The sequence below is a fragment of the Blautia sp. 210820-DFI.6.14 genome, assembly GCF_020558815.1.
GTDB classification, from domain to species: domain Bacteria; phylum Bacillota; class Clostridia; order Lachnospirales; family Lachnospiraceae; genus Blautia_A; species Blautia_A obeum.
Genome location: NZ_JAJCKS010000023.1, coordinates 16,238 through 41,861, shown reverse-complemented (window position 1 = coordinate 41,861; position 25,624 = coordinate 16,238). Strand labels below are relative to the sequence as shown.

The window sequence follows — 25,624 nt, the reverse complement described above, 5'->3', positions numbered from 1 at the left end:
TGCCATATCAAACTGAAAGGAAACGAGAACTATTTATGGCAGAAAAAATGAGAGATGGAAAAGTCAGATGCTCTTTTTGTCACAAGTCAGAAGACCAGGTCCGCAAGCTGATCGCCGGACCGGAAGGTGTTTTTATCTGTGATGAATGTATTGGTATCTGCTCAGAGATTATGGAGGAGGAACTGGCTCAGTATGATACAGAAGATGTTTATGATTCAGACATCAATCTGCTGAAACCGGAAGAAATCCATAAGATTCTGGATGACTATGTCATTGGACAGGATGAAGCCAAAAAGGCTCTGTCTGTGGCTGTCTATAACCATTACAAAAGAATTACCGCATCTAAGAATCTTGATGTGGAACTGCAGAAAAGTAATATTTTGATGCTGGGACCTACCGGTTCCGGTAAGACACTTCTGGCACAGACACTTGCCCGTCTTCTGAATGTACCGTTTGCGATCGCAGATGCTACGACACTTACAGAAGCCGGTTATGTCGGTGAGGATGTAGAGAATATTCTGTTAAAGATCATTCAGGCTGCGGATTATGATATTGAACGTGCGCAGTATGGAATTATCTATATTGATGAGATCGACAAGATCACAAGAAAATCTGAAAATGCATCAATCACCCGTGATGTATCCGGTGAAGGTGTGCAGCAGGCTCTTCTGAAGATCCTGGAAGGTACGGTAGCCAGTGTACCGCCACAGGGTGGACGTAAGCATCCGCACCAGGAATTTATTCAGATTGATACAACAAACATTCTGTTTATCTGCGGTGGAGCATTTGATGGTATTGAAAAGACGATCGAAGCCCGTCAGGATACCAAATCCATCGGATTTGGAGCAGATGTTTCTGTGCAGGAAGAAAGAAATATCGGAGAAATTCTGAAGGACGTTATGCCGGAAGACTTTATCAAATATGGTCTGATTCCGGAGTTTATCGGACGAGTTCCAATCGTAGTAACATTAGACGGGCTGGATGAGGAGGCACTGATCCGTATTCTTAAAGAGCCTAAGAATTCTCTGACCAAACAGTATCATAAATTATTTGAACTGGATGGAGTAGAGCTGGAATTCCAGGAAGAAGCACTGAAAGAAGTAGCCAGAAAATCCCTGGAACGTAAGACCGGCGCCAGAGGACTTCGTTCCATCATGGAAAAATCCCTGATGGATCTGATGTACCGTACGCCTTCTGATAATACGATATGCAAATGCATCATCACAAAAGATGCAGTAGACGGAACCGGAGAACCGGAAGTGGTTCATGGTGAACAGCCTGCTGTACAGCAGAATACCACAAGAAGAAATTCCCGTTCCAGAAAGACAGGAAAGCCGGAGACGGCTTAAAGAAGGGATTGAAGATACATGAAACAGCCAATTAGCATTCTTCCGGCAATTGCGCTCCGTGGGACAACGATTCTTCCGGATATGATCGTGCACTTTGATGTGAGCCGGGAACGTTCGATCAAGGCTATTGAGGCAGCAATGCTTCATGATCAGAAAATCTTTCTCGTTACACAGAAAGATCCGGAAGTAGAAAAACCAGAGTTGTCTGAGCTGTATCAGGTGGGAACGGTTGCTTATATCAAGCAGGTTGTGAAACTTCCACATGATCTGCTCAGAGTGCTGGTAGAAGGAATTGAACGAGCAGAACTTCTCGGTCTGGAACAGGAAGAGCCGTTTCTCAAAGCAGAGACGGCACTTTTTGAGCCGGATGGAGCGCGGTATACAAAGTCTCTGAAAGAAGCGATGTTCAGAAGCATTCAGGAACTTTTTCAGAGATATTGCATGGAAAGTGGAAAGATCAGCAAAGATCTGGCTGCACAGATTATGAATATTACAGAACTGGAAGAGTTGATTTCCCAGATTGCCGTGAATGTACCACTGACTTATCAGAATAAGCAGAAAATTCTGGAAGCAGTCAGTCTGGAAAATCAGTACGAAGTTCTTGCTGCGATTCTGAATAATGAAATTGAAGTCCTGCAGATCGGGCATGACCTGCAGCGTAAATTAAAGGCACGTGTAGACAAAAATCAACGTGATTACATTCTCAGAGAACAGCTGAAGCTGATCCGGGAAGAACTCGGTGAGGAGAATACTGCGGATACGGCGGAAGAATACCGACAGAAAGCGGAAGCACTGGATGCACCGCAGGAAGTAAAAGACAAGCTGAATAAAGAAATCGACCGATTTAAGAGTATGAATAATGCTGCGGCAGAAAGCAGTGTTCTGAGTACTTATATCGAGACACTTCTGGGACTTCCGTGGAATAAGAAATCGGAAGATTCCACTGATCTTAAAGAGGCGTGGAAGATCCTGGAAGAAGGTCACTACGGTCTGAAAGATGTGAAGGAACGTATCATGGAATTCCTTGCAGTACGTAAACTGACATCTGGCGGTAAGAGTCCGATCCTGTGTCTGGTAGGACCTCCTGGAACTGGTAAGACTTCCATTGCGAAATCTGTAGCAGAAGCACTTCATAAGAAATATGTACGTATCTGTCTGGGCGGAGTCCGCGACGAAGCTGAGATCAGAGGTCATCGTAAGACTTATGTGGGAGCTATGCCCGGACGTATCACAGCAGCTCTTTCGCAGGCTGGTGTCAGCAATCCGCTGATGCTGCTTGATGAGATCGACAAGACAAGCAGTGATTATAAGGGTGATACTTCAGCGGCACTTCTTGAAGTACTGGATCCGGAACAGAACAATCATTTCAATGATCATTATGTAGAAGTTCCACAGGATCTCTCTGAGGTACTTTTTATTGCAACAGCCAATGACATGGACGGTATTCCGCGTCCACTCCTTGACCGTATGGAAGTGATTGAAATTTCCGGTTATACTGAGAATGAGAAGGAACACATTGCAAAAGATCACCTGATTCCAAAACAGCTGGAAGTAAATGGAATTCCAGAGGGCAAACTCAAGATTCAGACTCCGGCACTTCGGAAGATTATTACACTCTATACAAGAGAAGCCGGTGTGCGTGGACTCGAACGTAAGATTGGACAGATCTGCCGTAAGGCAGCACGTGAGATCATGGAAAATGATCAGAAAAAGGTGACTGTCAACAGTAAGAATCTGGAGAATTACCTTGGAAAAGCCAGATACAGTTATCTGATGGCAAACAAAAAGGATGAGGTTGGTATCGCAAGAGGTCTTGCATGGACGCAGGTCGGCGGTGATACGCTGCAGATTGAAGTTAATGTAATGCCTGGTAAGGGAGAACTTGTTCTCACAGGACAGCTTGGAGATGTTATGAAAGAATCCGCGCAGGCGGGTATTTCTTATATTCGTTCAGTGGCAGATAAATATGGAATCGCACCGGAGTTTTTCCAGGAAAATGATATCCATGTACATATTCCGGAGGGAGCAGTTCCAAAAGATGGTCCTTCTGCGGGTATTACCATGGCAACTGCAATGCTTTCTGCAATTATCGGCAGAGAGGTGCGTGCAGATGTGGCTATGACCGGTGAGATCACACTTCGTGGTCATGTGCTTCCAATCGGTGGTCTGAAAGAAAAGCTTCTTGCGGCCAAATATGCCAAGATCAAGCAGGTTCTGGTACCGAAGGATAACAAACCGGATATTCAGGAGATGGATGCCGAGATTCTTGATGGACTGAAAATCTCCTTTGTAGATAATATGAATGAAGTGCTGCATGAAGCACTTGCCTGATAATCGAAAGAGGATTTTATGATCATAAAAAGTGCAGTTTTAGATATCGTATGCGGTATTACCAGTAAGATTCCGGATACCGGTCTGCCGGAGGTTGCATTTGCAGGTAAATCAAATGTTGGCAAATCGTCTCTGATCAATGGACTGATGAACAGGAAAGCACTGGCACGTACCAGCGCACAGCCTGGCAAAACGCAGACGATCAATTTTTACAAGATCAATGATGAACTTGATCTGGTGGATCTTCCAGGTTATGGATATGCGCGGGTTACACCGGCCGAGAAAGAAAAATGGGGAAAGATGATTGAAAATTATCTTCATACTTCACATAATCTGAAAGCCGTTTTTCTCCTGATCGATATCCGTCATGATCCTTCTGCAAATGACAGACAGATGTATGAGTGGATCCTTCACAACGGATATGAGCCGATCATCATTGCAACGAAACTGGATAAACTGAAACGCAGTCAGGTTCAGAAGAATCTGAAAGCGATAAGAGAAGGCCTTCAGCTGAAAAAAGGAACTACAGTTATCCCTTATTCAGCAGAGACAAAGCAGGGCAGAGATGAGATCTGGGAACTGATCGAATCTCTGACCGGTGGAGAGCCTTCCGAAGAAGCCTGAAAGGACTAGAAAGATGGGAATCATCAAAGCGGCAAAACTTGCATTTGACTATTTAAGATATGACGAGGACGGAAATGTAGAAGCTACGCAGAGAGCAGTTGATGGTGTGGATTTGGACATTCAGGCAGGTGAATTTGTAGCAGTACTGGGTCATAATGGTTCTGGTAAATCTACTTTTGCAAAGCATATCAATGCACTGCTGCTTCCGACAGAAGGTACGATCTGGATTGATGGAATCGATACATCGAAAGAGTCGGAACTCTGGAAAGTACGCCAGAAAGCCGGAATGGTATTTCAGAATCCGGATAACCAGATCATCGGAACTGTAGTGGAGGAAGATGTGGGATTCGGACCGGAAAATATGGGGATATCTACCGGTGATATCTGGAAACGTGTGGATGAGAGTCTTGCAAAAACAGGAATGACGGCCTATCGTCATCATTCACCGAACAAACTGTCCGGAGGTCAGAAGCAGCGGGTTGCGATCGCCGGAGTAATGGCGATGCGCCCACAGTGTATCGTTCTGGATGAGCCGACTGCCATGTTGGATCCGAATGGACGAAAAGAAGTTCTGGAGGCAGTTCATCAGCTGAACCGGCAGGAAAATGTTACGGTCGTTCTGATCACACATTACATGGAGGAAGTCATTGATGCAGACCGGGTTGTGGTTATGGATGACGGTCATGTAGTGATGGAAGGAACACCGAAAGAAATTTTTTCTCAGGTAGAGACCTTGAAAAAATATCGCCTGGATGTGCCACAGGTAACTTTGCTGGCACATGAACTGAAACAGTCCGGAGTGGATATTCCGGATGGAATTCTTACTACGGAAGAGTTGGTAAATGCCTTATGTCAATAGAATTAAAAAATGTAACATACACATACAGTCCTGGAACTTCCTATGAGATTCATGCATTAAAGGATATCAATCTGAATATTCCGGATGGGCAGTTTATTGGTGTGATCGGACATACAGGCAGTGGAAAATCCACACTGATCCAGCATCTGAATGCACTGATCCAGCCGACTTCAGGAACAGTATCTTACAATGGTGAAGATGTATGGGCAGAGAACTATAATCGACGCGCACTTCGAAGTGAAGTCGGTCTGGTGTTTCAGTATCCGGAGCATCAGCTTTTTGAAAGTGACGTGCTTTCGGATGTCTGCTTTGGACCGATGAATCAGGGAAAGAGCAGAGAAGAAGCGGAAGAAGAGGCGAAGAAAGCACTTCTTCAGGTTGGGTTCAAAGAAAAAAATTTCAAAAAATCTCCATTTGATCTGTCCGGAGGACAGAAAAAGCGTGTTGCGATTGCCGGAGTTCTAGCAATGAATCCGAAGATCCTGATTCTGGATGAGCCGACAGCTGGTCTGGATCCAAAGGGAAGAGATGAGATCCTGGATCAGATTGCAGAACTTCACAAAGTCCGCGGCATTACGATCATTCTGGTATCACACAGCATGGAAGATGTAGCCAAATATGTGGAACGCCTGATCGTAGTCAATCACGGAAAGATTGCTTTTGACGATATACCGAAAAAGGTATTCGCACATTATAAAGAACTTGAAGAGATGGGGCTGGCAGCTCCTCAGATTACCTATATTATGCATGCCCTGAAAGAAAAAGGACTTCCTGTAGATCCAGCAGATACAACGGTGGAAGAAGCGAAGCAGGATATTTTGCATGCACTTCGGGAAATGAACTCATCCTTGCTGAAAGGAGGAGTCCAGAATGATTAGAGATATTACGATTGGACAGTACTATCCTGCGAAGTCTGTGATCCACAAATTGGATCCTAGAACAAAACTTTTTGGGACACTGGTTTTTATCATTTCTGTATTTTTGTTTCACTCAATTGCCGGTTATGCGGTAGCGACGGTGTTCCTTGCAGGAATGATCCTGATTTCCACGGTTCCGGTGAAGTTTATCTTTAAGGGACTGAAAGCCATCTTTATGATCCTGCTGATCACGATGGTGTTTAATATATTCCTGACACCAGGGGAAGCACTTGTGAGTTTTGGAATCTTTAAGATTACAAAGGAAGGACTTTCCATGGCAGTCCGTATGGCAATCCGACTGGTTTATCTGGTAATTGGTTCTTCGCTGATGACATTGACAACGACACCAAACCAGCTGACCGATGGTCTGGAAAAAAGTCTCCGTCCATTAAACAAGATTCATGTTCCGGTACATGAGATTGCGATGATGATGTCGATTGCGCTTCGCTTTATACCGATTCTTCTCGAAGAGACGGATAAGATCATGAAAGCACAGATTGCCCGTGGTGCGGATTTCGAAAATGGAAATCTGATCCAGAAAGTCAAAAACATGGTTCCATTGCTGGTGCCACTGTTTATTTCAGCCTTCCGTCGTGCCAATGATCTGGCGATGGCGATGGAAGCCCGCTGTTATCATGGTGGAGATAATCGTACGCAGATGAAACCGTTGAAATACAAAAAGAGAGATCACATTGCATACCTGATTCTGTTTGCATATCTTGCGGTAGCAATTGGATTTCGTGTAGCCGGGTTATAAGAAGAATAGATGGTTCTTGCTGTAAGGGCGAGAACCATTTTTACCATAAATGGAGGGAAACATGAAAAGAGTTGGACTTGTAGTCGCCTATGATGGAACGAATTACAGTGGCTGGCAGATTCAGCCGAATGGAATTACCATTCAGGGTGTACTCAATGATGCATTGACAGATCTTTTGGGGGAAAAGATTGAGATCATGGGTGCAAGCCGTACAGATGCAGGAGTACACGCACTTGGAAATGTAGCAGTGTTTGATACGAATACACGCATTCCAGGCGAAAAGATTTCCTATGCACTGAACCAGAGACTGCCGGAGGATATCCGGATCCAGTTGTCAGAAGAAGTGGAGCCGGATTTTCATCCAAGATACTGTGACAGCGAGAAAACATATGAATATCGCATTCTGAACCGTAAATTTCCGGTTCCGACGGAACGTCTGTATTCCTATTTCTATCATTATAAGCTGGATGTGGACAAGATGCGAGAGGCGACCTCCTATCTGATCGGACGTCATGATTTTGCGAGCTTCTGTGGAACAGGAGCACAGGTGAAATCTACGGTCCGTACATTGACGGGAATCGATATCTGGCGCGATGGTGATATCGTAACAATCCGTGTCAAAGGTGAGGGATTCCTTTATAACATGGTGCGCATCATTGCTGGAACACTGATTCAGGTTGGAAATGGCCAGTATCCGCCGGAACGTGTAAAGAAGATCCTGGATGCCTGTGACCGTTCGGTTTCCGGACCGACTGCACCCGCACATGGACTGACACTGATGGGAATTGAGTTTTTTGATTAAAAATTTAAATGAATGCATATAAACAAGGCAGGGCTTAAGGTTCTGTCTTTTTTTATGGAAAATTCTTTTATTTCATTTTGTAGAATCATATCAATCCGTGGTTATAACCACATCTTTATGGTGGAATGTATATTATATTAGATTTGCAAAGAAAATAGAATATACGTTAACGCAATAAGGAGGTTTAACCATGGGAAATAAAGAAAATAAAATGTTTTGTTTTCAATGTCAGGAAACAGCAGGATGCAGTGGATGTACAGTATCAGGGGTATGTGGCAAGAAGCCGGATGTAGCAGCAATGCAGGATCTTCTTGTTTATGTGACAAAAGGATTAAGCGCAGTGACTACGGAGCTTCGTTTCGATGGAAAAGAGATTGAGGCCTATGTAAATGAAATGATCATAGTGAATCTGTTTACGACGATCACCAATGCGAATTTTGATAAAGATTCTATCATTGAACGAATTAAAAATACATTGGCGACAAAAGAAGAATTGATCCGGAAAGTGGAAAATCGAGAAGTACTTCCGGAAGCAGCACTCTGGAAAGGAACGGAAGCGGATTTTGAAGCAAAAGCTTCTCGCGTGGGAATTCTTTCTACAGAGAATGAAGATATCCGCAGCCTTCGTGAACTGATCACTTACGGGCTGAAAGGACTGGCTGCTTATGCAAAACATGCAGCGGCACTTGCACATACAGATGTGGAGATTGACGCATTTCTGCAGAGGGCACTTGTAGCGACTCTGGATGATTCCCTGAGTGCAGATCAACTGACTGCACTGACACTGGAGACCGGAAGTTACGGTGTGAAGGTGATGGAACTTCTGGACAAAGCCAATACAGAGACTTATGGAAATCCGGAGATCACAAAAGTCAACATTGGGGTTGGAAAAAATCCAGGAATCCTTGTTTCCGGGCATGATCTTCGTGATCTGGAGATGCTTCTGGAACAGACACAGGGGACAGGTGTGGATGTTTACACACATTCGGAGATGCTTCCGGCACATTACTATCCAGCCTTCAAGAAGTATCCGAACTTTATCGGAAACTATGGAAATGCATGGTGGAAACAGAAAGAAGAATTTGAGCGTTTCCACGGTCCGATTCTGATGACGACAAACTGTATCGTGCCGCCAAAGGACAGCTACAAGGATCGTATGTACACGACAGGAGCAGCTTCCTATCCGGGATGCACCCATATTCCAGGTGCTATCGGAGAAGAAAAAGATTTTTCTGCGATTATCGAACAGGCAAAGAAATGTCCGGCGCCGGAAGAAATCGAGCATGGTGAGATTGTGGGAGGATTTGCACATGCACAGGTACTTGCCCTTGCAGATAAGATTGTGGAAGCAGTCAAATCCGGAGCAATTCGTAAGTTTGTTGTTATGGCAGGATGTGATGGACGTGCAAAATCCCGAAACTATTACACGGATTTTGCCAAAGGATTGCCAAAAGATACCGTGATCCTGACTGCCGGCTGTGCAAAATATAAATATAATAAGCTGGATCTGGGGGATATCGGTGGAATTCCGAGAGTCCTTGATGCTGGACAGTGCAACGATTCCTATTCTCTGGCAGTGATCGCACTGAAATTAAAAGAAGTTTTTGAGCTGAATGATATCAATGAACTTCCAATCGTGTATAACATTGCGTGGTATGAACAGAAAGCCGTGATCGTGCTTCTGGCGCTGCTTTCCCTTGGCGTGAAAAATATTCATCTGGGACCGACATTGCCGGCATTCCTCTCCCCGAAAGTTGCCAAGATTCTGGTGGATAACTTTGGAATCAGCGGAATTGGAACCGTGGAAGAGGATTTGAAAAATCTGATCGGATAAGAAATTTTGAATCAGATGATGTTTCCCTTGACTAACCGCACCTGTATATGATTAAATCAACAGGAATCAATCATATATATCTATATGAGGGAGTAGTGGCGCACAGCGTGGCAAGTCAACATCCTGACCGCTGGTCTGGCTTGTCTTAAATAACGAGACTCATGTATGGCAAAGTTACTGTAAAAGTAACGTTTTGTTTGCTGTACATGTAGTCTCATTTTTGTATGTACGAAGAATAATAAAGCCACACAAATCTCAAAGAAAACAGGAGGAGACAAAATGAAAGATGCATTTATGATGTCTCGGGAGGAACTCCTTGCAAAGACCGGTACAGACAGTGCAAAAGGTCTGAATCCGGAACAGGTAGAGAAATCCCGCAGCACCTACGGCACAAACTCTTTTGTCCGTCAGAGTCATGAATCTCTGGCAAAAAGAATTTGGGATGCATCCACAGAACCGATGTTGGTTATGCTGATTTTTGCCGCGATCATTACATTGGCAGTCAACATCAGCAGATATTTTACAGGCGGAGAGTATAATTTCCTGGAGTGTGTTGGCATCTTTGCTGCAATCGCACTGTCTGTTGTGATCACGATCATCACAGAAGGAAAAAGTGCAAAAGCATTTGAAGCATTAAATAAAATTAATGAGGATACACTGATCAAGGTTATCCGTAACGGTGAGCCACAGCTGATCACACAGAAAGAGATTGTTGTGGGTGATATCATCATGATCGAGACCGGTGATAAGATTGTTGCAGATGGACGACTCTTTTCAAGCAATGATCTTTCCGTAGATGAATCCGCACTGACGGGAGAAAGTCTTCCGGTCAAAAAAGATGCGGAATTTGTCTGTCAGAAGAGCACACCAGTTGCGGAACGTGCCAATATGCTGTATTCAGGATGCTTTGTTTCAGCAGGAAATGGACAGATGCTGGTTACCGGTGTAGGAAACGATACAGAGTTTGGCCAGATCGCACAGGAACTTTCTTCTATTGAAAAAACAACGACTCCGCTGCAGGAAAAACTTGATAAACTTGGCAAACAGATCACGGTTCTTGGTGCTTCTGCGGCAGCAATTGTTTTTGCAATAGAGGTCCTTCAGTTTGTAATGAACGGACAGCTTAATCTGGACACAGTATCAGATGCATTTATCACCAGTATTGTCCTGATCGTAGCGGCTGTTCCGGAAGGACTTCCAACGATTGTGGCAGTTTCCCTGGCATTGAATATTATCAAGATGTCAAAGGAAAATGCACTGGTCAAAAAAATGATCGCATGCGAGACGATTGGATGTGTCAATATCATCTGTTCAGATAAGACCGGTACACTGACTGAGAACAGGATGACTGTTCAGAAAATCTACACAGGTGGCGAGCTGATCGATCCGGAGCAGTTAAAAGATGAGATGCTTCTTAAGAACTACTGTATCAACAGCAATGCCAATATTTCTGAAGAAGACGGAAGCTGGTCCTTTATCGGAAATCCGACAGAAGGTTCTCTGCTTGCAGCGGCTGCAAAAGCAGGCGTGGATTATCAGGAACTTCGTCAGGCGGCCGATATTGTCCGTGTATTCCCGTTCTCATCTCAGAACAAGGACATGAGTACGATCGTTCGTGAAAATGGCAAAGAGATTTTGTATGTCAAAGGAAATCCGGAAAAGATCATTTCTCTCTGTACTGGCATTTCCGAAGAAGAAAAAGAAAAGAATTTCCATCTGATGGAAGAATTCCAGAACAAAGCAGGCCGTCTGCTTGCATTTGCACATAAAGAGCTGGAAGGTCAGTATAACGATGAGGAGCAGGATGAGGTAGAACAGGGACTGATCTACGATGGTTTTGTGGTAATCTCTGATCCACTGGGTCCGGATGTATATGAATCCATCCGAAACTGTCGCAGTGCAGGAATTGAAGTAAAAATGCTGACAGGTGATAACATTCGTACAGCAAGAGCAATTGCCAATGAGCTGCATATGCTGGATGATGATCATATCGCAGTAGAGGCTGCTGATATCGAAAAGCTGACAGATGAAGAACTTAAGGAAGCTTTGAAAAAGATTCAGGTAATTGCAAGAAGTACGCCGCTTGTCAAGATGAGAGTTGTCAAACTTCTCAAGGAGCAGGGAAATGTTGTTGCGGTTACCGGTGACGGAATCAATGATGCACCGGCTATCAAACATGCAGATGTCGGCATTTCCATGGGTATCGCCGGAACAGATGTTACAAAGGAAGCCAGTGATATGGTACTTCTGGATGATTCTTTCTCTACAATCATCAAAGCGGTGCAGTGGGGACGTGGAATCTATGAGAATTTCAAACGTTTTATTCAGTTCCAGCTGACCGTTAATGTTTCTTCTGTAGTAGTTGTTATCTGTTCGATCCTTGCCGGTTTCAGTGCGCCGTTTACCGCACTCGAACTTCTGTGGATCAACATCATCATGGATGGACCGCCGGCACTGACACTTGGTCTGGAGCCGATTCGTCCGGATCTTCTGAAACATAAACCGACCAGAAGAAACGAAAATATTATTTCTAAAAAAATGCTGCTTCGCATCTTTGTAAACGGAATTTTTATTTCTGTGATCTTCATGCTACAGCATTTCAAAAACTTCCTTGGTGCAGCACCTGAGGAAGAAGCAACCGTATTATTTACACTGTTTGTATTGTTCCAGTTGTTCAATGCATTCAACTGCCGTGAACTGGATGACACACCAATGTTTAAAAATCTTCTGAAGAACAAGCTGATGCTTGGTGTGTTCCTTCTGGTATTGATCCTTCAGGGAATCATCACGCAGTTTGGGGCAGCAGTATTTGAAACAGTTCCGCTTTCCGCAGCAATGTGGGGCAAAATGCTTCTGACTGCTTTCACAGTTATTATTCTGAATGAAGGCATCAAAGCAGTGAAGCGGCTGTTTGTACGTAAATAAAGATTACTGTGAATAGTGACACATATAGCAGACAGTGGCAGATCATTTGGAGGGAATGTGTATGATCACTTTTATGGCATCACTTTTTATCAAGGACAGTAAAAATTATAAAGAACCATCGGTAAGGCAGGCATACGGAGTATTAAGCGGGGCAGTAGGAATCGGACTGAATATTTTGCTGTTCTTTGGAAAATGGCTTGCCGGTACGATCAGTGGTTCGATTGCAATTACTGCAGACGCATTCAACAACCTTTCAGATGCCGGATCGTCGATCATCACGTTGATCGGCTTTCGGCTTTCCGGACAGGAACCGGATCCGGAGCATCCATTTGGACATGGAAGAATGGAATATATTTCCGGTCTTCTGGTGTCCGTTGCAATTCTTGTCATGGGATTTGAACTGATCGGGTCCTCCATCGGCAAACTGCGAAGTCCGGAACCGATTGAGAGCAGTGCACTGGTATTCGGCATTCTGATCGCATCGATTCTTGTAAAGCTGTACATGTTTTTTTACAATCATTCCTTAAGCAAAAAGATAGAAAGTGCAGCGATGAAGGCAACATCAGTGGACAGCCTGAGTGATACAGTTGCAACAACGCTGGTTCTGATCGCAACACTGATCAGTAAATATACGGGATTACTTCTTGATGGATGGTTTGGTATTCTGGTAGGATTGTTTATTCTTTATACCGGAGGCTCTACGCTGAAGGAAACCATAGATCTTCTTCTTGGTCAGCCGCCGAAACAGGAGTTTATCGATGAGGTTAAGGAAATCGTGCTGGGACATTCAATGGTACATGGCGTGCATGATCTGATCGTGCATGATTATGGGCCGGGGCGTGTAATGATCTCACTTCATGCTGAAGTGGATGTGAATGGAGATATTCAGGATATTCATGAACAGATCGATCATATTGAACATGAACTGCAGGAAAAACTGCACTGTTCGGCAACGATTCATATGGATCCGATCGTAACCGATGACAAAGAGGTCCTTGCGATGAAGGCAAAAGTTGAGGAGATGGTACATTTTCTGGATGAATCGTTCAGTATGCATGATTTCCGCATGGTGAAGGGATCGACCAGAACGAATCTGATCTTTGATGTGGAGGTACCGAGAAAAACATCTTATACAGATAATGAAATCGTGAACTGGCTGAAAGAAAGGATTCATGAACTGCCGGGGAGTAAATATTTCGCTGTCATTCAGATTGATCATGAATACTATTAAAAATATTGATGACAATACAAAAAGTTTTAGTTTGACAGGTCATATGGATTTGGTATAATAAATTAATCGTGGCAATATTCAGTGCGTAGAACGGTATAATCGCACCTTCAAAGGAAATAGCAGAGAGCTTCAAAGAAGAAGTAACTGTTGTTTCCTTTTTCATGTTATGAATAAATAATTCCGGAATGTTCCAATAACGTGAAAAGTAAAAGCCCGGTAAGAGAATTGAAAGAGAGGAAAGAGGATGGAAACAAAAGAAAAAAACACTGCAACGCCATATGATCTTGATGGAAAACCGCCATTGAAGCTGGCAATTCCGCTTGGCCTGCAGCATGTTCTGGCAATGTTTGTCGGAAACCTGACACCGCTTCTGATCATTACAGGAGTTTGTGGCATTGAGTCAGGAAGCGAACTTCAGGTAGCACTTCTTCAGAATGCTATGCTGATTGCGGGAATTGTAACACTGATCCAGATTTATACGATCGGACCGGTTGGAGGTAAATTACCGATTGTTATGGGAACCAGTTCCGGATTTATCGGAGTCTGTAGAAGCGTGGCAGTAACCATGGGAAGTGGTGTGGCTGGTTATGGAGCAATTCTGGCAGCTTCTTTTATTGGTGGTCTGTTTGAAACAGTGCTTGGCGGATTCCTGAAGCCATTGCGTAAATTTTTCCCGGCAGTAGTAACCGGTACAGTTGTATTGTCAATCGGTCTTTCACTGATTTCTGTTGGTATCGGTTCTTTTGGTGGCGGAAATACCGCACCAGATTATGGTTCACTGGAGAACCTTTTTGTAGGTACGGTAGTTTTGGTTGTAATTATTGCACTGAAACATGGAACTAAAGGATTTACCAGTTTTTCTTCCATTCTGCTTGGTATCATTGTTGGATATGTTCTCGTATCTGTTATGGCGATGGTCCTTCCAACAACATTTACCTATGTAGATGAGACCGGCGCTACGATCGAAGCGACAAAATCATGGGTTATCAACTGGAGCAAAGTGGCAGATGCATCCTGGTTTGCAATTCCAAAGATCATGCCGGTCAAATGGGTGTTTGATGCGAAAGCGATCGTGCCGATCTGCATTATGTTTGTGGTTACAGCAGTAGAGACGGTTGGTGATATTTCCGGTATCACAGAAGGTGGACTTGGAAGAGAAGCTACTGATAAGGAACTTTCCGGTGGCGTTATGTGTGACGGACTTGGTTCTTCACTTGCAGCAGTATTTGGCGTTCTTCCGAATACTTCTTTCAGCCAGAATGTAGGTCTGGTTGCCATGAATAAAGTCGTAAACCGTTATTCGATTGGTATTGGTGGGATTTTCCTGATCGCATGTGGCTTATTCCCGAAACTTGCGGCACTGATTTCCATCATGCCACAGAGTGTTCTGGGTGGAGCAGCAGTTATGATGTTCTCATCTATCGTAATCAGTGGTATTCAGCTTATTACAAAATGGCCACTGTCTCCAAGAAATGTAACGATCGTTTCTGTAGCACTTGGTGTGGGATACGGACTTGGCTCTAACTCTGCAGTTCTTGCACAGCTTCCGGAAAGCATTAATCTGATCTTCGGTGGTTCAGGTATCGTGCCGGCAGCATTGTTTGCGATCATTCTGAATATCATTCTGCCGAAGGATGAAAAGACGGAAGTTGAGATGGCAGAAGAGATATTGGCGGAGAAGAAAGAAAAGGAAAGTAAAGGAAAGTAAATAGAACAGGAAAAAATATAAAAAAGTCTGAGATTTTTATATTATGTATACAATTTTGAAATATCAACAAAATTTCTGCTGAAAAAACTTGATATTTGGTTAATCTGTTTTGACACTCAGTGCTATACTTCTAACCGTAAAAAGTAAACAGAACTTAACAAAACCTCCTTTCACAAAACAAAGTTGAAGGCTGCTAAGCATCAGATTTTTGGAGGAAAAGACAAATGAATACTTTAAAAGCTGAAAAAAGAAGCATGGACGTTAAGGCAAAAAGACTGAGAAGAGAAGGATACGTTACAGGTAATGTATTTGGTCGTGAGATTGAAGGTTCTATCCCAGTAAAAATGCTGAAGACCGAGGTTGACAAACTGTTAAAAACTGACCACAAAGGAAGTCAGGTTATGTTGGAAGTAGATGGTCAGACATATGATGCACTGATCAAAGAGGTTGATTTCAACCCACTGGCAGGCAGAGTTGATGAGATTGATTTCCAGGCACTGGTAAGCAATGAAAAAGTACATTCTGTTGCTGAGATAGTAATTATAAACCATGACAAAGTAGCAGACGGTGTTCTTCAGGAGAACATGGAAGAAGTAAATTACAGAGCTTATCCGTCAGCACTGGTTGACAAAGTAGAAGTAGATGTAGCCGGACTTAAAGTTGGCGATACAGTACGTGTCAAAGACCTGAGTCTTGCCAAAGACAAAGATGTTGACATCAAAGATGATCCGGAAGCTGTTGTACTGACAGTTGTAGCAGTTCATAACGGAGCTGTACCGGAAACAGAAACAGCTGAGGATGCAGAAGCAGAAGAAGCCAAATAAATTCCTCAGAGACTTACACCTATATAATAAAATAAGATAAAAGATTCCTCCTGTAGAGTTGGTTCACAGGAGGAATTTTTTATGCAGAGGTATTGTTTTCGCAAAAATTTACAATACACTGCTTCAGATCTTCACAAAGTTCCCGGGTTCTTTCTTCAGGAATACACAGAATATGGAAACAGCACTGCAAAACCTGCCAGAACAGGGTATTCAGCGAGAAACGTTCCGGTGCTGCTTTGACCATTTGAGAAATCACACCGATGTAACCGTACATAGAAGCCATGGTAAATTCGTCCACATCCGAAATGGGGAGAAGCTCATCAAGGCTGTTTCGGTAAAGCGTCGTGATAAAGACAGGAAGATCTTTCTGGGGTACATAGACAGGATAGTCCGTGTAGTAATCTGTCAGAAAACGTCCAAGCTTCGGGTCGGTCAGGATCTGCCGCCACATCAGATACAAAGCAAAGACATACTGATGGGATGAAACAGAAGTATACTGTTCGGCAGTCCGCTTGTTGTCCGTATAGATTTCCCACAATATTTCATATCGGATCATATCTTTTTGCTTGAAGTGATAATAGATCGATCCACGGTTTACATGAGCTGCCTTGCAGATATCATTATAACTGGTTTCATGAAAGCCATTATCCAGAAATAATTTTCTGCATTCCGCAAGGATTAGTTTTCGGGTTTCGATTCCCGTTTCGTATTTTTTGTCTGCCAATTCAAATCCCTCCAATTTGACGATAAACAAAATTTGAACAGTTTCCGCTATTGTTCAAAAATGATAAAATTATCTTAACATAATTGAAAAAAATATGCAAGTTGAATAAAATATAGGTGTAGCAAAAAGAAAGGTGTTTCTATTACGGAGGTGCGAAATGCCAGAGAAAAATTTACTTGAACAGAAAAAAAGCAATCTGATGAAGGCACTGAATCGGCAGGGCGCTGATTACGTTCCGACAATGCTGGCTTCCAGCTGCGCGGAAGTTGCCTGGACAGGACAGAAAGTGACCGATGTGATCGGTGATGCAAATGCATATGTTAATGCCATGACAGATGTATTTGGAGTTATGTGGGGAGATGCGAATACATTCTCAGGAACTTTGTTTACACCAGCTATCTCCGATATCATCGAACCGGTACAGAACAAATTCGGACCGGACGGAGTCACTCCGGAACATGTACAAATGCCACAGATGGAGCGCGGAGAGTACGATCAGCTGATCGAAGATCCATTTGGATTTGTTGCAAATGTACTTCTTCCAAGAAAATATCCAAAACTGTTTGAAGATCGCGAATATGCGAAAAAGACGATCAAAGCTATTGCTGCGGACAAAGCTTATGCCATGGGTGTTCTGTTTGGGATGACAGATAAGGTCCTGGCAGAAAAATATGGTATTACTGGAATTTGTAATTTCGCGGATGTATTTTCAAATCCAGTAGACACTTTATTTGATTATTTACGTGGATTCAAGGGAACACTGACAGATCTTCGACGTCAGCCGGACAAAGTAAAGGCTGCCTGCGACAGACTGTGGGAGACTTATAACCTGCCGAAACTTCAGGGTACACCGGCACCGTTCCCATATGCATGCCACATGACACATATTGCACCTTATTTAAGCCCGAAGCAGTTCTATGAGCTTTACTGGCCATATGAAAAATTCTGGATTGAGCGTGCTGCAGCAGCCGGAACGAAGGTATGGATCATGCTGGAAGGTCGCTGGGAGAATGTATGGGAATGCTTTAAGGAAGTTCCGAAGGACAGCTGTATTCTTCATATTGACGATGATGATATCATCAAGGCAAAAGAAGTGCTTGGTGATTACCAGATCATTGAGGGCGGTCTGAAGATGGCTTCTGTCAGAACAGACAGTCCGGAAAAGATCAAAGATGATGTAAAGAAGATTATTGATGCGTGTCAGCCGGGCGACGGTTTCCTGTTCTGTACAGACAAAGCATGGATCGCGCCGGGTGATGTAAATCAGAATCTGATCGATGCCTATAATTTTGCTCATGAGTATTCATTGAGCAGGACACAGAAATAAGGAGGTTCGTCATGAGTGAAGAGAAAAAAGAACAGACCAATCAGGAATATTTACAGGATATCGTAAATGAACTTCTCGCTGATGAAGAGTGGGAGCTTCCAAAAGAACTGCGTTTCTGGCTGATGGGAACTTATACCTGGGAACTTTTATATTTATAAAAAGCAGAAGTGTCAGATTTATAAATGAAGAGGAGAATCAGTATGGATTATAAAGAATTAGAACAGGCTATGGCAGATCTTGATGAGGATACCGTCCTTGATATGATGAAAGAAGTTATGGATAACAATGGAGAAGGCGTCAAAGATGCACTGGAAGCATGCCAGAAGGGAATGGCTGCGGTAGGAAGTCTGTTTGAAAAAGGTGAGTACTTCGTAGGAGACCTGATCTATGCAGGCGAGATCATGGTGGAAGCCATGGATATCATCAAACCGGCACTGGCTGGCGCGGATCACAAAAAACTGGGTCGTATGATCCTGTGCACCGTTAAAGATGACCTTCATGACATTGGTAAAAATATTGTAAAAGCAATGCTGGAAGCAGGTGGATTTGAAGTTGTTGACCTGGGAATCGATGTTCCGCCTGAAAAGGTAGTAGAAGTCGCCAAGCAGGAAAACATCAAGATCGTTGCTCTGTCAGGTGTGCTGACACTGGCACTGGACTCTATGAAAGATACGATCAATGCGTTTAAAGATGCAGGCATGCGTGATGATGTGAAGATCATCATTGGAGGAAATCCGGTAAGTGAGGAGGCCTGCAAAGCACTTGGCGCGGACGAATGGGCTTACAGTCCACAGAAGACCGTTCAGGTATGTACAAACTGGGTAAATGCAGCATAAGAAATAACAGAGGTGAGACAGCAGTATGATTATTATAGGTGAAAAAATCAATGGTGCGATTCCTTCCATCAGACAGGCCATTGAAGATCACAACGAGGAACTGATCCGGGAGCGAGTAGCAGCACAGGCGGCGGCAGGGGCAAATTATATTGACTGTGCGCCAAGTACTGCGCCGGAAATCGAATATGACACGATGGTATGGCTGATCGATCTGATTCAGGATACCACGGATCTTCCGATTAGCATTGACAGTCCAGATCCGCTTTTGCTGAAACGCATCATTGAAGAGGGACGGCTGAAACGTCCGGGCATGGTCAATTCTGTTAATGAAGAAGGAACCAAATGTGAGACACTGTTTCCGCTGATCGCGGGAACTGACTGGAATGTGATCGGTCTGACCTGTGACAAGCAGGGCATTCCTATGCAGCCTGATAAGAAGCTGGAGATTGCAAAAAGTATTATTGACAAAGCAGATCATTTTGGTGTGAAGCTGTCAAATTTACATATTGATCCCTGTGTAATGGCACTGGCGACCGCACCGACTTCCATGGATGATTTTGCATTTTGTATTAAAAAGATCCATGAGATCGCACCGGAAGTAAAAGTGACGGGAGCATTGTCAAATGTAAGTTTTAACATGCCTGCAAGAAAATATGTCAATGCAGGATGCATGACGGTTGCAGTGGAAGCAGGACTGGATTCCGCGATCATGGATCCGTGTAGTTCTTTTATGATGGGAACGCTCTTTGCAGCAGAAGCTTTATCTCAGAGAGATAAGGGCGGACGTAAATATAACAGAGCATTCAGAAAGGGAATCTTTAAATAGGACAAAGGAGGACATATGCCGGAAATTGTATTTTTACCAAATCATGTTTCTGTAAAAGTTTCCGCAGGTACGTCCATTCAAGAGGCTGGCAGAAGTGCCGGCCTCTTGTTAGATGCACCATGTGGCGGGCATGGGCTTTGTGGAAAATGTAAAGTAAAGGTTGGAAAACAGGAAGTGCTGGCATGCCAGTATCAGGTGGAAAAGGATGTGACCGTTATTCTGCCGGAGGCGCCAAAGAGTACTGGGATCCTTGCAAATGGAATGGAGTCAGAATTTGCAGTTTCTCCGGTGAAGGAGGGAGACTGTCATATCAGTGTGGATATTGGGACAACTACGGTTGTGGTATATTTGCTGGATGGAAAAAGTGGCAGGATCCTTGGTTCGGAGAGCATGCTGAATCCACAGTATCCTTATGGTGCGGATGTGATATCCAGAATCCAGGCGGCAGAAAATGGAGAGTTGGATGTACAGTGCCGCAAGATTCGGCAGGAAATTGAAAATCTGGTTCATACTCTTTGCAGAAAATACAGGAAAGTACCGGAAAAAATCGGAACGATGGCGATTGTCGGCAATCCGGCCATGCAGCAGATTTTTCTGAAAATTGCTCCGGAAAATCTGACTCACCCGCCCTTTGCACCGGCAATCAAAAAAACGGTCAAAGAAAAGCTTTCTGATTATTTTGCGGATATGACAGGCGGGGTGTTGCTGACAGTTCCGGATATAGCAGGATTCATCGGTGCGGACACGATGGGGTGTGTATTGTCTACAGGAATGTATAAAGAAGATAATATCACGCTGATGATTGATATTGGAACCAACGGAGAGATGGTTCTGGGAAATAAAGATCGAATGGTAGCCTGTTCCACCGCAGCCGGTCCGGCATTAGAGGGAGGAAGAATCAGCTGTGGCATGCGGGGTGGTCCCGGAGCTGTTGATCATATCTGGATGGAAGACAGTACGGTATACAGTTCTGTGATAGGCCGGAAGGAGCCTCTGAAAAAAGGAACCCCTGTGTCAGATGCAGAAGTACAGGGACTCTGTGGTTCAGGATTGATTGATGCAGTTGCAGTGATGCTGGATCTTGGAATACTTAATCGCAGAGGAAGGATTCAGAAAGCATATTATGGGGATGAGAAGAATCGAATCTATGCAGTTACAGATCAGATTTCTCTGACACAAGAGGATATCAGGGAAGTGCAGATGGCGAAAGGAGCCATTGCAGCGGGGATTGAACTGATGATGGAAGAACTTGAGATTACTTACGAGCAGGTTGACCGGGTGATCCTGTGTGGCGCATTTGGCACATATATGAATGCAAAAAGTGCAGCAAGAATCGGCCTGATACCAGAGCCGCTGCTTTCTAAAGTGATCGCTGGTGGTAATGCTGCCGGAATGGGATGCCGTCAGATTACCATGGACCAGAAGTTGTTTGCACTGACCGGCGAACTGGTGCAAAAAATTGAACCTCTGGATCTGGCAAGTCTGCCACAATTCCAGAGAACTTTTGCGAAGCATATGGCATTTTCGGAGGTGTGATAACAGATGATGACAGATGACGAAATTACAGAAAAATGGATAAGGACAGCAAAAGAAATCGGATTTTCAGAAGCTGGTGTATTGAATCCGGAGACTTTGAAGGTAATGCCATTGGTGCGTGAGACATGTGCAGAAGATATGTGTCATGCGTACAATCACAACTGGACCTGCCCGCCGGCCTGTGGAACGCTGGATGAATGTGAACGCAGGATGCGTGCCTATAAAAGAGGTATTCTGGTGCAGACGACAGGTGTGTTGCGGCGGGATATTGATACCAGAATATACAGAGAGACAGAGAAATTGCATACAGAATATCTTAAAATTCTGCGGGAACAGATGATGGAAGAATTTCCGGATATGCTGATGCTGGGAGCAGGTGGCTGCAGAATCTGCGGGCAATGTGCTTATCCGAAGCCATGTCGTTTCCCGGAGAAAGCTATTTCTTCTATGGAAGCTTATGGATTGTTTGTTACGCAGGTCTGCCGGGATAATAACCTGAAATATTATTACGGACCACGAACGATTACTTATACGGGATGTGTGTTGTTCTGAAAGAAGCAAGGGACAGAGTGAAATGAAGCTGCCATACGTGAAAACTTATATTTCTCTCAGATTCTTCAGGATGCATTGATGGCAAAGCTTGGAATGAACAGATAAATAACAGATAAATAACAGATAAATAACAGATAAACCGGTCAGCACTTTTTTTGAGTGCTGATTTTTTTGTAACATTTTCCGCGTTCAGATGTTATATTGTTGAAAGAGAGAAAATTTCCGGTGGAAAAAGTGGACAGAAAGGCAGTATCCGGTGCAGAATGCAGGAAAGGGGGAAGGCAGATGTGGATAATGAAATTTTATTAAAGCTTTATGGCCTTTATCAGAAAGAGCTGTATCTGTATTTGTATTCCCTCTGCGGTGACGGGCATCTGGCGGAAGATCTGCTTCATGAGACGTTTCTCAAAGCATTGTTGGCACTGCCGGATGGGCATACAAATATGCGGGCATGGCTTTATATGGTAGCGAGAAATCTTTTTTATAATCAGCAAAAAAAGAAATCCCGGGAGATATTGATGGAGGAGCAGGATTATTTTCCAGAGAAAAAAACAGACGAAGATCTGTTTGAAAAAATCCTTGAGGAAGAGAACAGGCGAATGCTTTATCAGGCAATCCGCAGACTGGAGATAAAAAAACGAGAAATTATTCAGATGCAGTATTTTGGCGGAATGTCGCAAAAAGAGATTGCGGCTGTTCTACATATCACGCCAGAAAATGTGCGTGTATTGGCATACAGGGCAAAAAAAGAACTGAAAAAATATCTGGAAAAGGAGGGCGTCAAATGACATATCGTGAGTTATTGAAATTATATAAGCAAGGCAAACTGGAAGACAGCGCAAAAAAACAGATAGAAGCGGAAATCGAGAAACAGGATGCAATCAGTGAATTTCTCTACGAAGAAGGCGAGATACCAGGATTTTCAGATCTGGAGAGTGAAAATGCAGGAAATCTGGAAAATGAAGAATGGCTGACAGGTCAGCAAAACAACCAGAAGGAGCAGTCAGAGAATCAGATAGAAAAGAAAAATAAATGTATCGGAGATTCCCGGAATGAGCAGGAGGATGAGTTCAACAGGCGCTTTATAAAGGAAATCCAGCGTTCCATTCGTAAAGCTTTCATCAAAATGGGAATGATTGTAGGGGCTGCTGTCCTTGTAGTTGTCCTGTGTGCAGTTTTTATTCTTCCTAAAGTTGTGTCAAAATTTTATTACGATCCGAATGAAGTTGCAGGAAAATATGAAGAAATGACCACGACCAGAATGGAACTGGATATGTCTGTTTATTCCGAGCTGTTTTTGCCGGGAAATCACCGGGATCAGGTCAATGCAGTATCGAGGGGCTATGGGGAATATGACATCGTCATTCCACAGACTTCCAGCTGGACGGGAAAATTTACTTCCGTCAGCGGACGCCTGGTTCGGGGAAAACTTACTCTCTATGATAACAATGTACTGAGCCGCCCGATCATGCAGTTCTACATTCCGGGAGACGAGACCGCCTGGGAAGCCTGGGAAGTAGATGAAAACGGTAAGGAAACCAAAATGGATACAGAAGCACGTAAACAGGCAAGCATTCAGGACTCTAAAGAAGCAATTGAAGCATACAATGACAACGACTGGTACCTTGCCTATGTTTCCATCAATGACATCATGGATTATAAAGATTTCATCGAGTGGTTTCAGAATCTTTCGGATCAGAAAGAACTGGAATGGGGGACTCTCTGGTGTGCCGTGCATACAGAAGACAAAGATGGTTACTGCGTGGAACCAAACATTGGCTTTTGCCCACTTCCATCCGGAATGAGCATGAGCTGGGACAGAGAAACATATCCATATCTGTCGCTTCTGGACAATTCAGATTCGTACGACCGGGTAGAAGCAAATGATGAAGAAACTATGCAGACTCACGTTATCAGCATGCTATCCTACATCCAGGATCATGACGAGATTCTTTCGATGATGGGCCAGACAACCGATTCCCCGGACAGATATCAGGACATGATCAATTACGTAAAGAAAAACGGTCTTAAAATTCATGGATTTGCCGTCAGTGCAAAGAAAAAGACTCTTCTTGAACTTTATAAGCAGGATGTGGTATCTTATATTCAAACGACACCACAGAATTAGAAAAGAAGTGAGACTATGGAAATTACAGAAATGTTAGATGAACTGAAAAGCAAAGCGCGCCGTGACGAAAAGCTGCGGGCAGAGCTTCTGGAAACAAGGAAAGACGCACAGCCTCTTAGTGCATTCTGCCGGAAATGCAGGGAGCTTGGATATGAGATTTATGATATGGATCTTATCACAGCAGGAGAGGAATTCTATGCAACCATGCGAAGAAGCACCAATGGCGGCGGGGAAAACTCCCCGATGCTGGAAGGCGAAGATGATTTCTATGAGCTGTTTTTCGCCGGACTGGAGTAAATTATGAATATATGTATTTACGGAGCTTCCAGTGCAGAACTGGAGCAGATTTATTATGAAAAAACAGAAGAACTTGGCAGAATGATGTCGAAGCGCGGTCATGGACTTGTATTTGGCGGAGGCACGACCGGAATGATGGGAGCAGCAGCCAGGGGCGTTGATTCCGAAGGCGGCTATATCCTCGGTATTGCCCCGCGTTTCTTCGACAAGCCGGGAGTTTTATATGAGAATTGCAGTGAATTTATTTTTACAGAAACCATGCGCGAGCGAAAAAAACTCCTTGAGGAACGTTCCGATGCAACAATCGTGACTCCGGGCGGAATTGGAACTTACGAAGAATTTTTTGAGATTCTGACACTCAAAAGTCTGCACAGGCTGGACCGCCCGATCGTTCTTTATAATATCAACGGCTATTATGATGGAATGAAAGCTCTGCTTCAACATACCGCTGACGAGAAATTTATGGATGTTGCCAACATGGAACTTTGTGCGTTTATGGATGATCCGGAGCAGATCCTTACATACATAGAAAACTATCGCAGACAATAGGCACAAACGAAGGAATAAAAGATGAAAAATCCATTACATTACCAGTTATCCGAATACGACTGCGGACCGACATCTATGATGAATGCAATCGCCTATTTATTTGAACGGGAAGAAATTCCACCGGAGGCAGTCCGAAATATGATGCTCTACTGTCTGGACTGCCACAGCAAAGAGGGCATCCCAGGGAAACGTGGGACGTCCAGAGCTGCAATGATGTTTTTAAGCAACTGGCTGAATGAATACGGCGAGCTGGGAATCATGTCCGTGAGCAGTGAGTATCTGTCAGGGCGAAGCGTGTACATAAGTGAAGAAAGCCGCATTAATCATGCATTGAACCATGGTGGCGTGGCGGTTGTTCGTCTGTATCTGGAGGAAGAGCATTATGTTTTGATGACAGGTATACAGAATGAAAATATTCTTCTCTTTGATCCTTATTACTGGGATAAACCATTTGAACAGAAAGATATTCTGATGGATGATAAACATCCCAGGGAATATAACCGTATCGTACCTTTTCAGTACTTTAATCAGGAAAATAAAGAAATAATATATGCTCTCGGTCCGGTGGAAGAGAGAGAAGCAGTTCTCATTTTCAATGAAAAGACAAAGACCGTGCCGGAGGAAGTCATCGAGTACTTTATCTGATTATAGAAAAAAGGATTTCAGAATCCATGGAGATTTTATATCA

24 protein-coding genes are annotated in these 25,624 nt (G+C 43.7%); 23 read left to right on the top strand and 1 reads right to left on the bottom strand.

Going from position 1 to position 25,624, the window contains the following annotated elements:
* Window positions 1-35: 35 nt before the first annotated feature.
* From clpX to LI112_RS14010, 12 genes are all read left to right on the top strand, one after another.
* Window positions 36-1,349, top strand: a complete 1,314-nt coding sequence (gene clpX / locus LI112_RS14065; RefSeq protein ID WP_005425296.1) for an ATP-dependent Clp protease ATP-binding subunit ClpX — start codon at window positions 36-38, stop codon at window positions 1,347-1,349.
* Window positions 1,350-1,367: 18 nt separating this feature from the next.
* Entirely contained in the window at window positions 1,368-3,680 is a 2,313-nt protein-coding gene (gene lon, locus LI112_RS14060) for an endopeptidase La (RefSeq protein ID WP_118197659.1), read from the top strand.
* 18 nt (window positions 3,681-3,698) lie between these two features.
* Window positions 3,699-4,304 carry a ribosome biogenesis GTP-binding protein YihA/YsxC gene (gene yihA / locus LI112_RS14055; protein ID WP_005425298.1) on the top strand — a complete coding sequence of 202 codons (606 nt, stop codon included), beginning with the start codon at window positions 3,699-3,701 and terminating at the stop codon, window positions 4,302-4,304.
* 13 nt (window positions 4,305-4,317) lie between these two features.
* On the top strand, window positions 4,318-5,163 hold the full coding sequence (locus tag LI112_RS14050) for an energy-coupling factor transporter ATPase (RefSeq protein ID WP_005425299.1): 846 nt from the start codon (window positions 4,318-4,320) through the stop codon (window positions 5,161-5,163).
* Window positions 5,154-6,041: an energy-coupling factor transporter ATPase gene (locus LI112_RS14045; RefSeq protein WP_005425300.1), complete on the top strand. Its 888-nt coding sequence runs from the start codon at window positions 5,154-5,156 to the stop codon at window positions 6,039-6,041. Before LI112_RS14050 ends, LI112_RS14045 begins: the two co-directional genes overlap by 10 nt.
* On the top strand, window positions 6,034-6,837 hold the full coding sequence (locus LI112_RS14040; RefSeq protein WP_005425301.1) for an energy-coupling factor transporter transmembrane protein EcfT: 804 nt from the start codon (window positions 6,034-6,036) through the stop codon (window positions 6,835-6,837). Before LI112_RS14045 ends, LI112_RS14040 begins: the two co-directional genes overlap by 8 nt.
* A 61-nt stretch (window positions 6,838-6,898) precedes the next feature.
* Entirely contained in the window at window positions 6,899-7,639 is a 741-nt protein-coding gene (truA, locus tag LI112_RS14035) for a tRNA pseudouridine(38-40) synthase TruA (protein ID WP_044925733.1), read from the top strand.
* A 190-nt stretch (window positions 7,640-7,829) separates the two neighbouring features.
* Complete coding sequence (gene hcp / locus LI112_RS14030) at window positions 7,830-9,473, top strand: hydroxylamine reductase (RefSeq protein ID WP_055056892.1); 1,644 nt, start codon at window positions 7,830-7,832, stop codon at window positions 9,471-9,473.
* Window positions 9,474-9,752: 279 nt separating this feature from the next.
* A complete protein-coding gene (locus LI112_RS14025; RefSeq protein WP_227190912.1) occupies window positions 9,753-12,398 on the top strand; it encodes a calcium-translocating P-type ATPase, PMCA-type in 2,646 nt (881 codons plus the stop codon).
* A gap of 61 nt (window positions 12,399-12,459) precedes the next feature.
* A complete protein-coding gene (locus LI112_RS14020) occupies window positions 12,460-13,629 on the top strand; it encodes a cation diffusion facilitator family transporter (protein ID WP_022387952.1) in 1,170 nt (389 codons plus the stop codon).
* A 244-nt stretch (window positions 13,630-13,873) separates the two neighbouring features.
* The gene (locus tag LI112_RS14015) at window positions 13,874-15,337 is read left to right on the top strand and encodes a uracil-xanthine permease family protein (RefSeq protein ID WP_173908680.1); all 1,464 of its coding nucleotides are present in this window, start codon (window positions 13,874-13,876) and stop codon (window positions 15,335-15,337) included.
* Window positions 15,338-15,561: 224 nt separating this feature from the next.
* Window positions 15,562-16,161, top strand: coding sequence for a 50S ribosomal protein L25 (locus tag LI112_RS14010; protein WP_173908678.1), 600 nt, complete (start codon window positions 15,562-15,564; stop codon window positions 16,159-16,161).
* Window positions 16,162-16,240: 79 nt separating this feature from the next.
* Here the strand turns inward: LI112_RS14010 and LI112_RS14005 are convergent, their stop codons facing one another.
* Window positions 16,241-16,885, bottom strand: a complete 645-nt coding sequence (locus LI112_RS14005; protein ID WP_173908676.1) for a TetR/AcrR family transcriptional regulator — start codon at window positions 16,883-16,885, stop codon at window positions 16,241-16,243.
* Between the two features lie 157 nt (window positions 16,886-17,042).
* Here LI112_RS14005 and LI112_RS14000 point away from each other — a divergent pair, with 157 nt between their 5' ends.
* The 11 genes from LI112_RS14000 to LI112_RS13950 all read left to right on the top strand — a co-directional run bounded on the left by LI112_RS14000 (window position 17,043) and on the right by LI112_RS13950 (window position 25,581).
* Window positions 17,043-18,212: a uroporphyrinogen decarboxylase family protein gene (locus tag LI112_RS14000; protein ID WP_173908674.1), complete on the top strand. Its 1,170-nt coding sequence runs from the start codon at window positions 17,043-17,045 to the stop codon at window positions 18,210-18,212.
* Window positions 18,213-18,223: 11 nt separating this feature from the next.
* Entirely contained in the window at window positions 18,224-18,370 is a 147-nt protein-coding gene (locus LI112_RS13995) for a hypothetical protein (protein WP_022213332.1), read from the top strand.
* 42 nt (window positions 18,371-18,412) lie between these two features.
* Window positions 18,413-19,048 carry a B12-binding domain-containing protein gene (locus LI112_RS13990; protein ID WP_173908672.1) on the top strand — a complete coding sequence of 212 codons (636 nt, stop codon included), beginning with the start codon at window positions 18,413-18,415 and terminating at the stop codon, window positions 19,046-19,048.
* A 25-nt stretch (window positions 19,049-19,073) separates the two neighbouring features.
* Window positions 19,074-19,874 (top strand): dihydropteroate synthase, encoded by an 801-nt coding sequence (locus LI112_RS13985; protein ID WP_173908670.1) that lies wholly within the window; start codon window positions 19,074-19,076, stop codon window positions 19,872-19,874.
* 15 nt (window positions 19,875-19,889) lie between these two features.
* Window positions 19,890-21,410, top strand: coding sequence for an ASKHA domain-containing protein (locus LI112_RS13980; RefSeq protein ID WP_173908668.1), 1,521 nt, complete (start codon window positions 19,890-19,892; stop codon window positions 21,408-21,410).
* A gap of 6 nt (window positions 21,411-21,416) precedes the next feature.
* A complete protein-coding gene (locus tag LI112_RS13975; RefSeq protein ID WP_227190911.1) occupies window positions 21,417-21,962 on the top strand; it encodes a DUF2284 domain-containing protein in 546 nt (181 codons plus the stop codon).
* A 287-nt stretch (window positions 21,963-22,249) separates the two neighbouring features.
* Window positions 22,250-22,750, top strand: a complete 501-nt coding sequence (locus LI112_RS13970) for an RNA polymerase sigma factor (protein WP_227190910.1) — start codon at window positions 22,250-22,252, stop codon at window positions 22,748-22,750.
* Complete coding sequence (locus LI112_RS13965; RefSeq protein ID WP_173908664.1) at window positions 22,747-24,090, top strand: anti-sigma factor C-terminal domain-containing protein; 1,344 nt, start codon at window positions 22,747-22,749, stop codon at window positions 24,088-24,090. The genes LI112_RS13970 and LI112_RS13965 overlap by 4 nt, the downstream gene beginning before the upstream one ends.
* 15 nt (window positions 24,091-24,105) lie before the next feature.
* A complete protein-coding gene (locus tag LI112_RS13960; RefSeq protein WP_173908663.1) occupies window positions 24,106-24,387 on the top strand; it encodes a hypothetical protein in 282 nt (93 codons plus the stop codon).
* Window positions 24,388-24,390: 3 nt separating this feature from the next.
* Window positions 24,391-24,936 (top strand): TIGR00730 family Rossman fold protein, encoded by a 546-nt coding sequence (locus LI112_RS13955; protein WP_173908662.1) that lies wholly within the window; start codon window positions 24,391-24,393, stop codon window positions 24,934-24,936.
* A 21-nt stretch (window positions 24,937-24,957) separates the two neighbouring features.
* A complete protein-coding gene (locus tag LI112_RS13950; protein ID WP_055065721.1) occupies window positions 24,958-25,581 on the top strand; it encodes a peptidase C39 in 624 nt (207 codons plus the stop codon).
* Window positions 25,582-25,624: the final 43 nt, after the last annotated feature.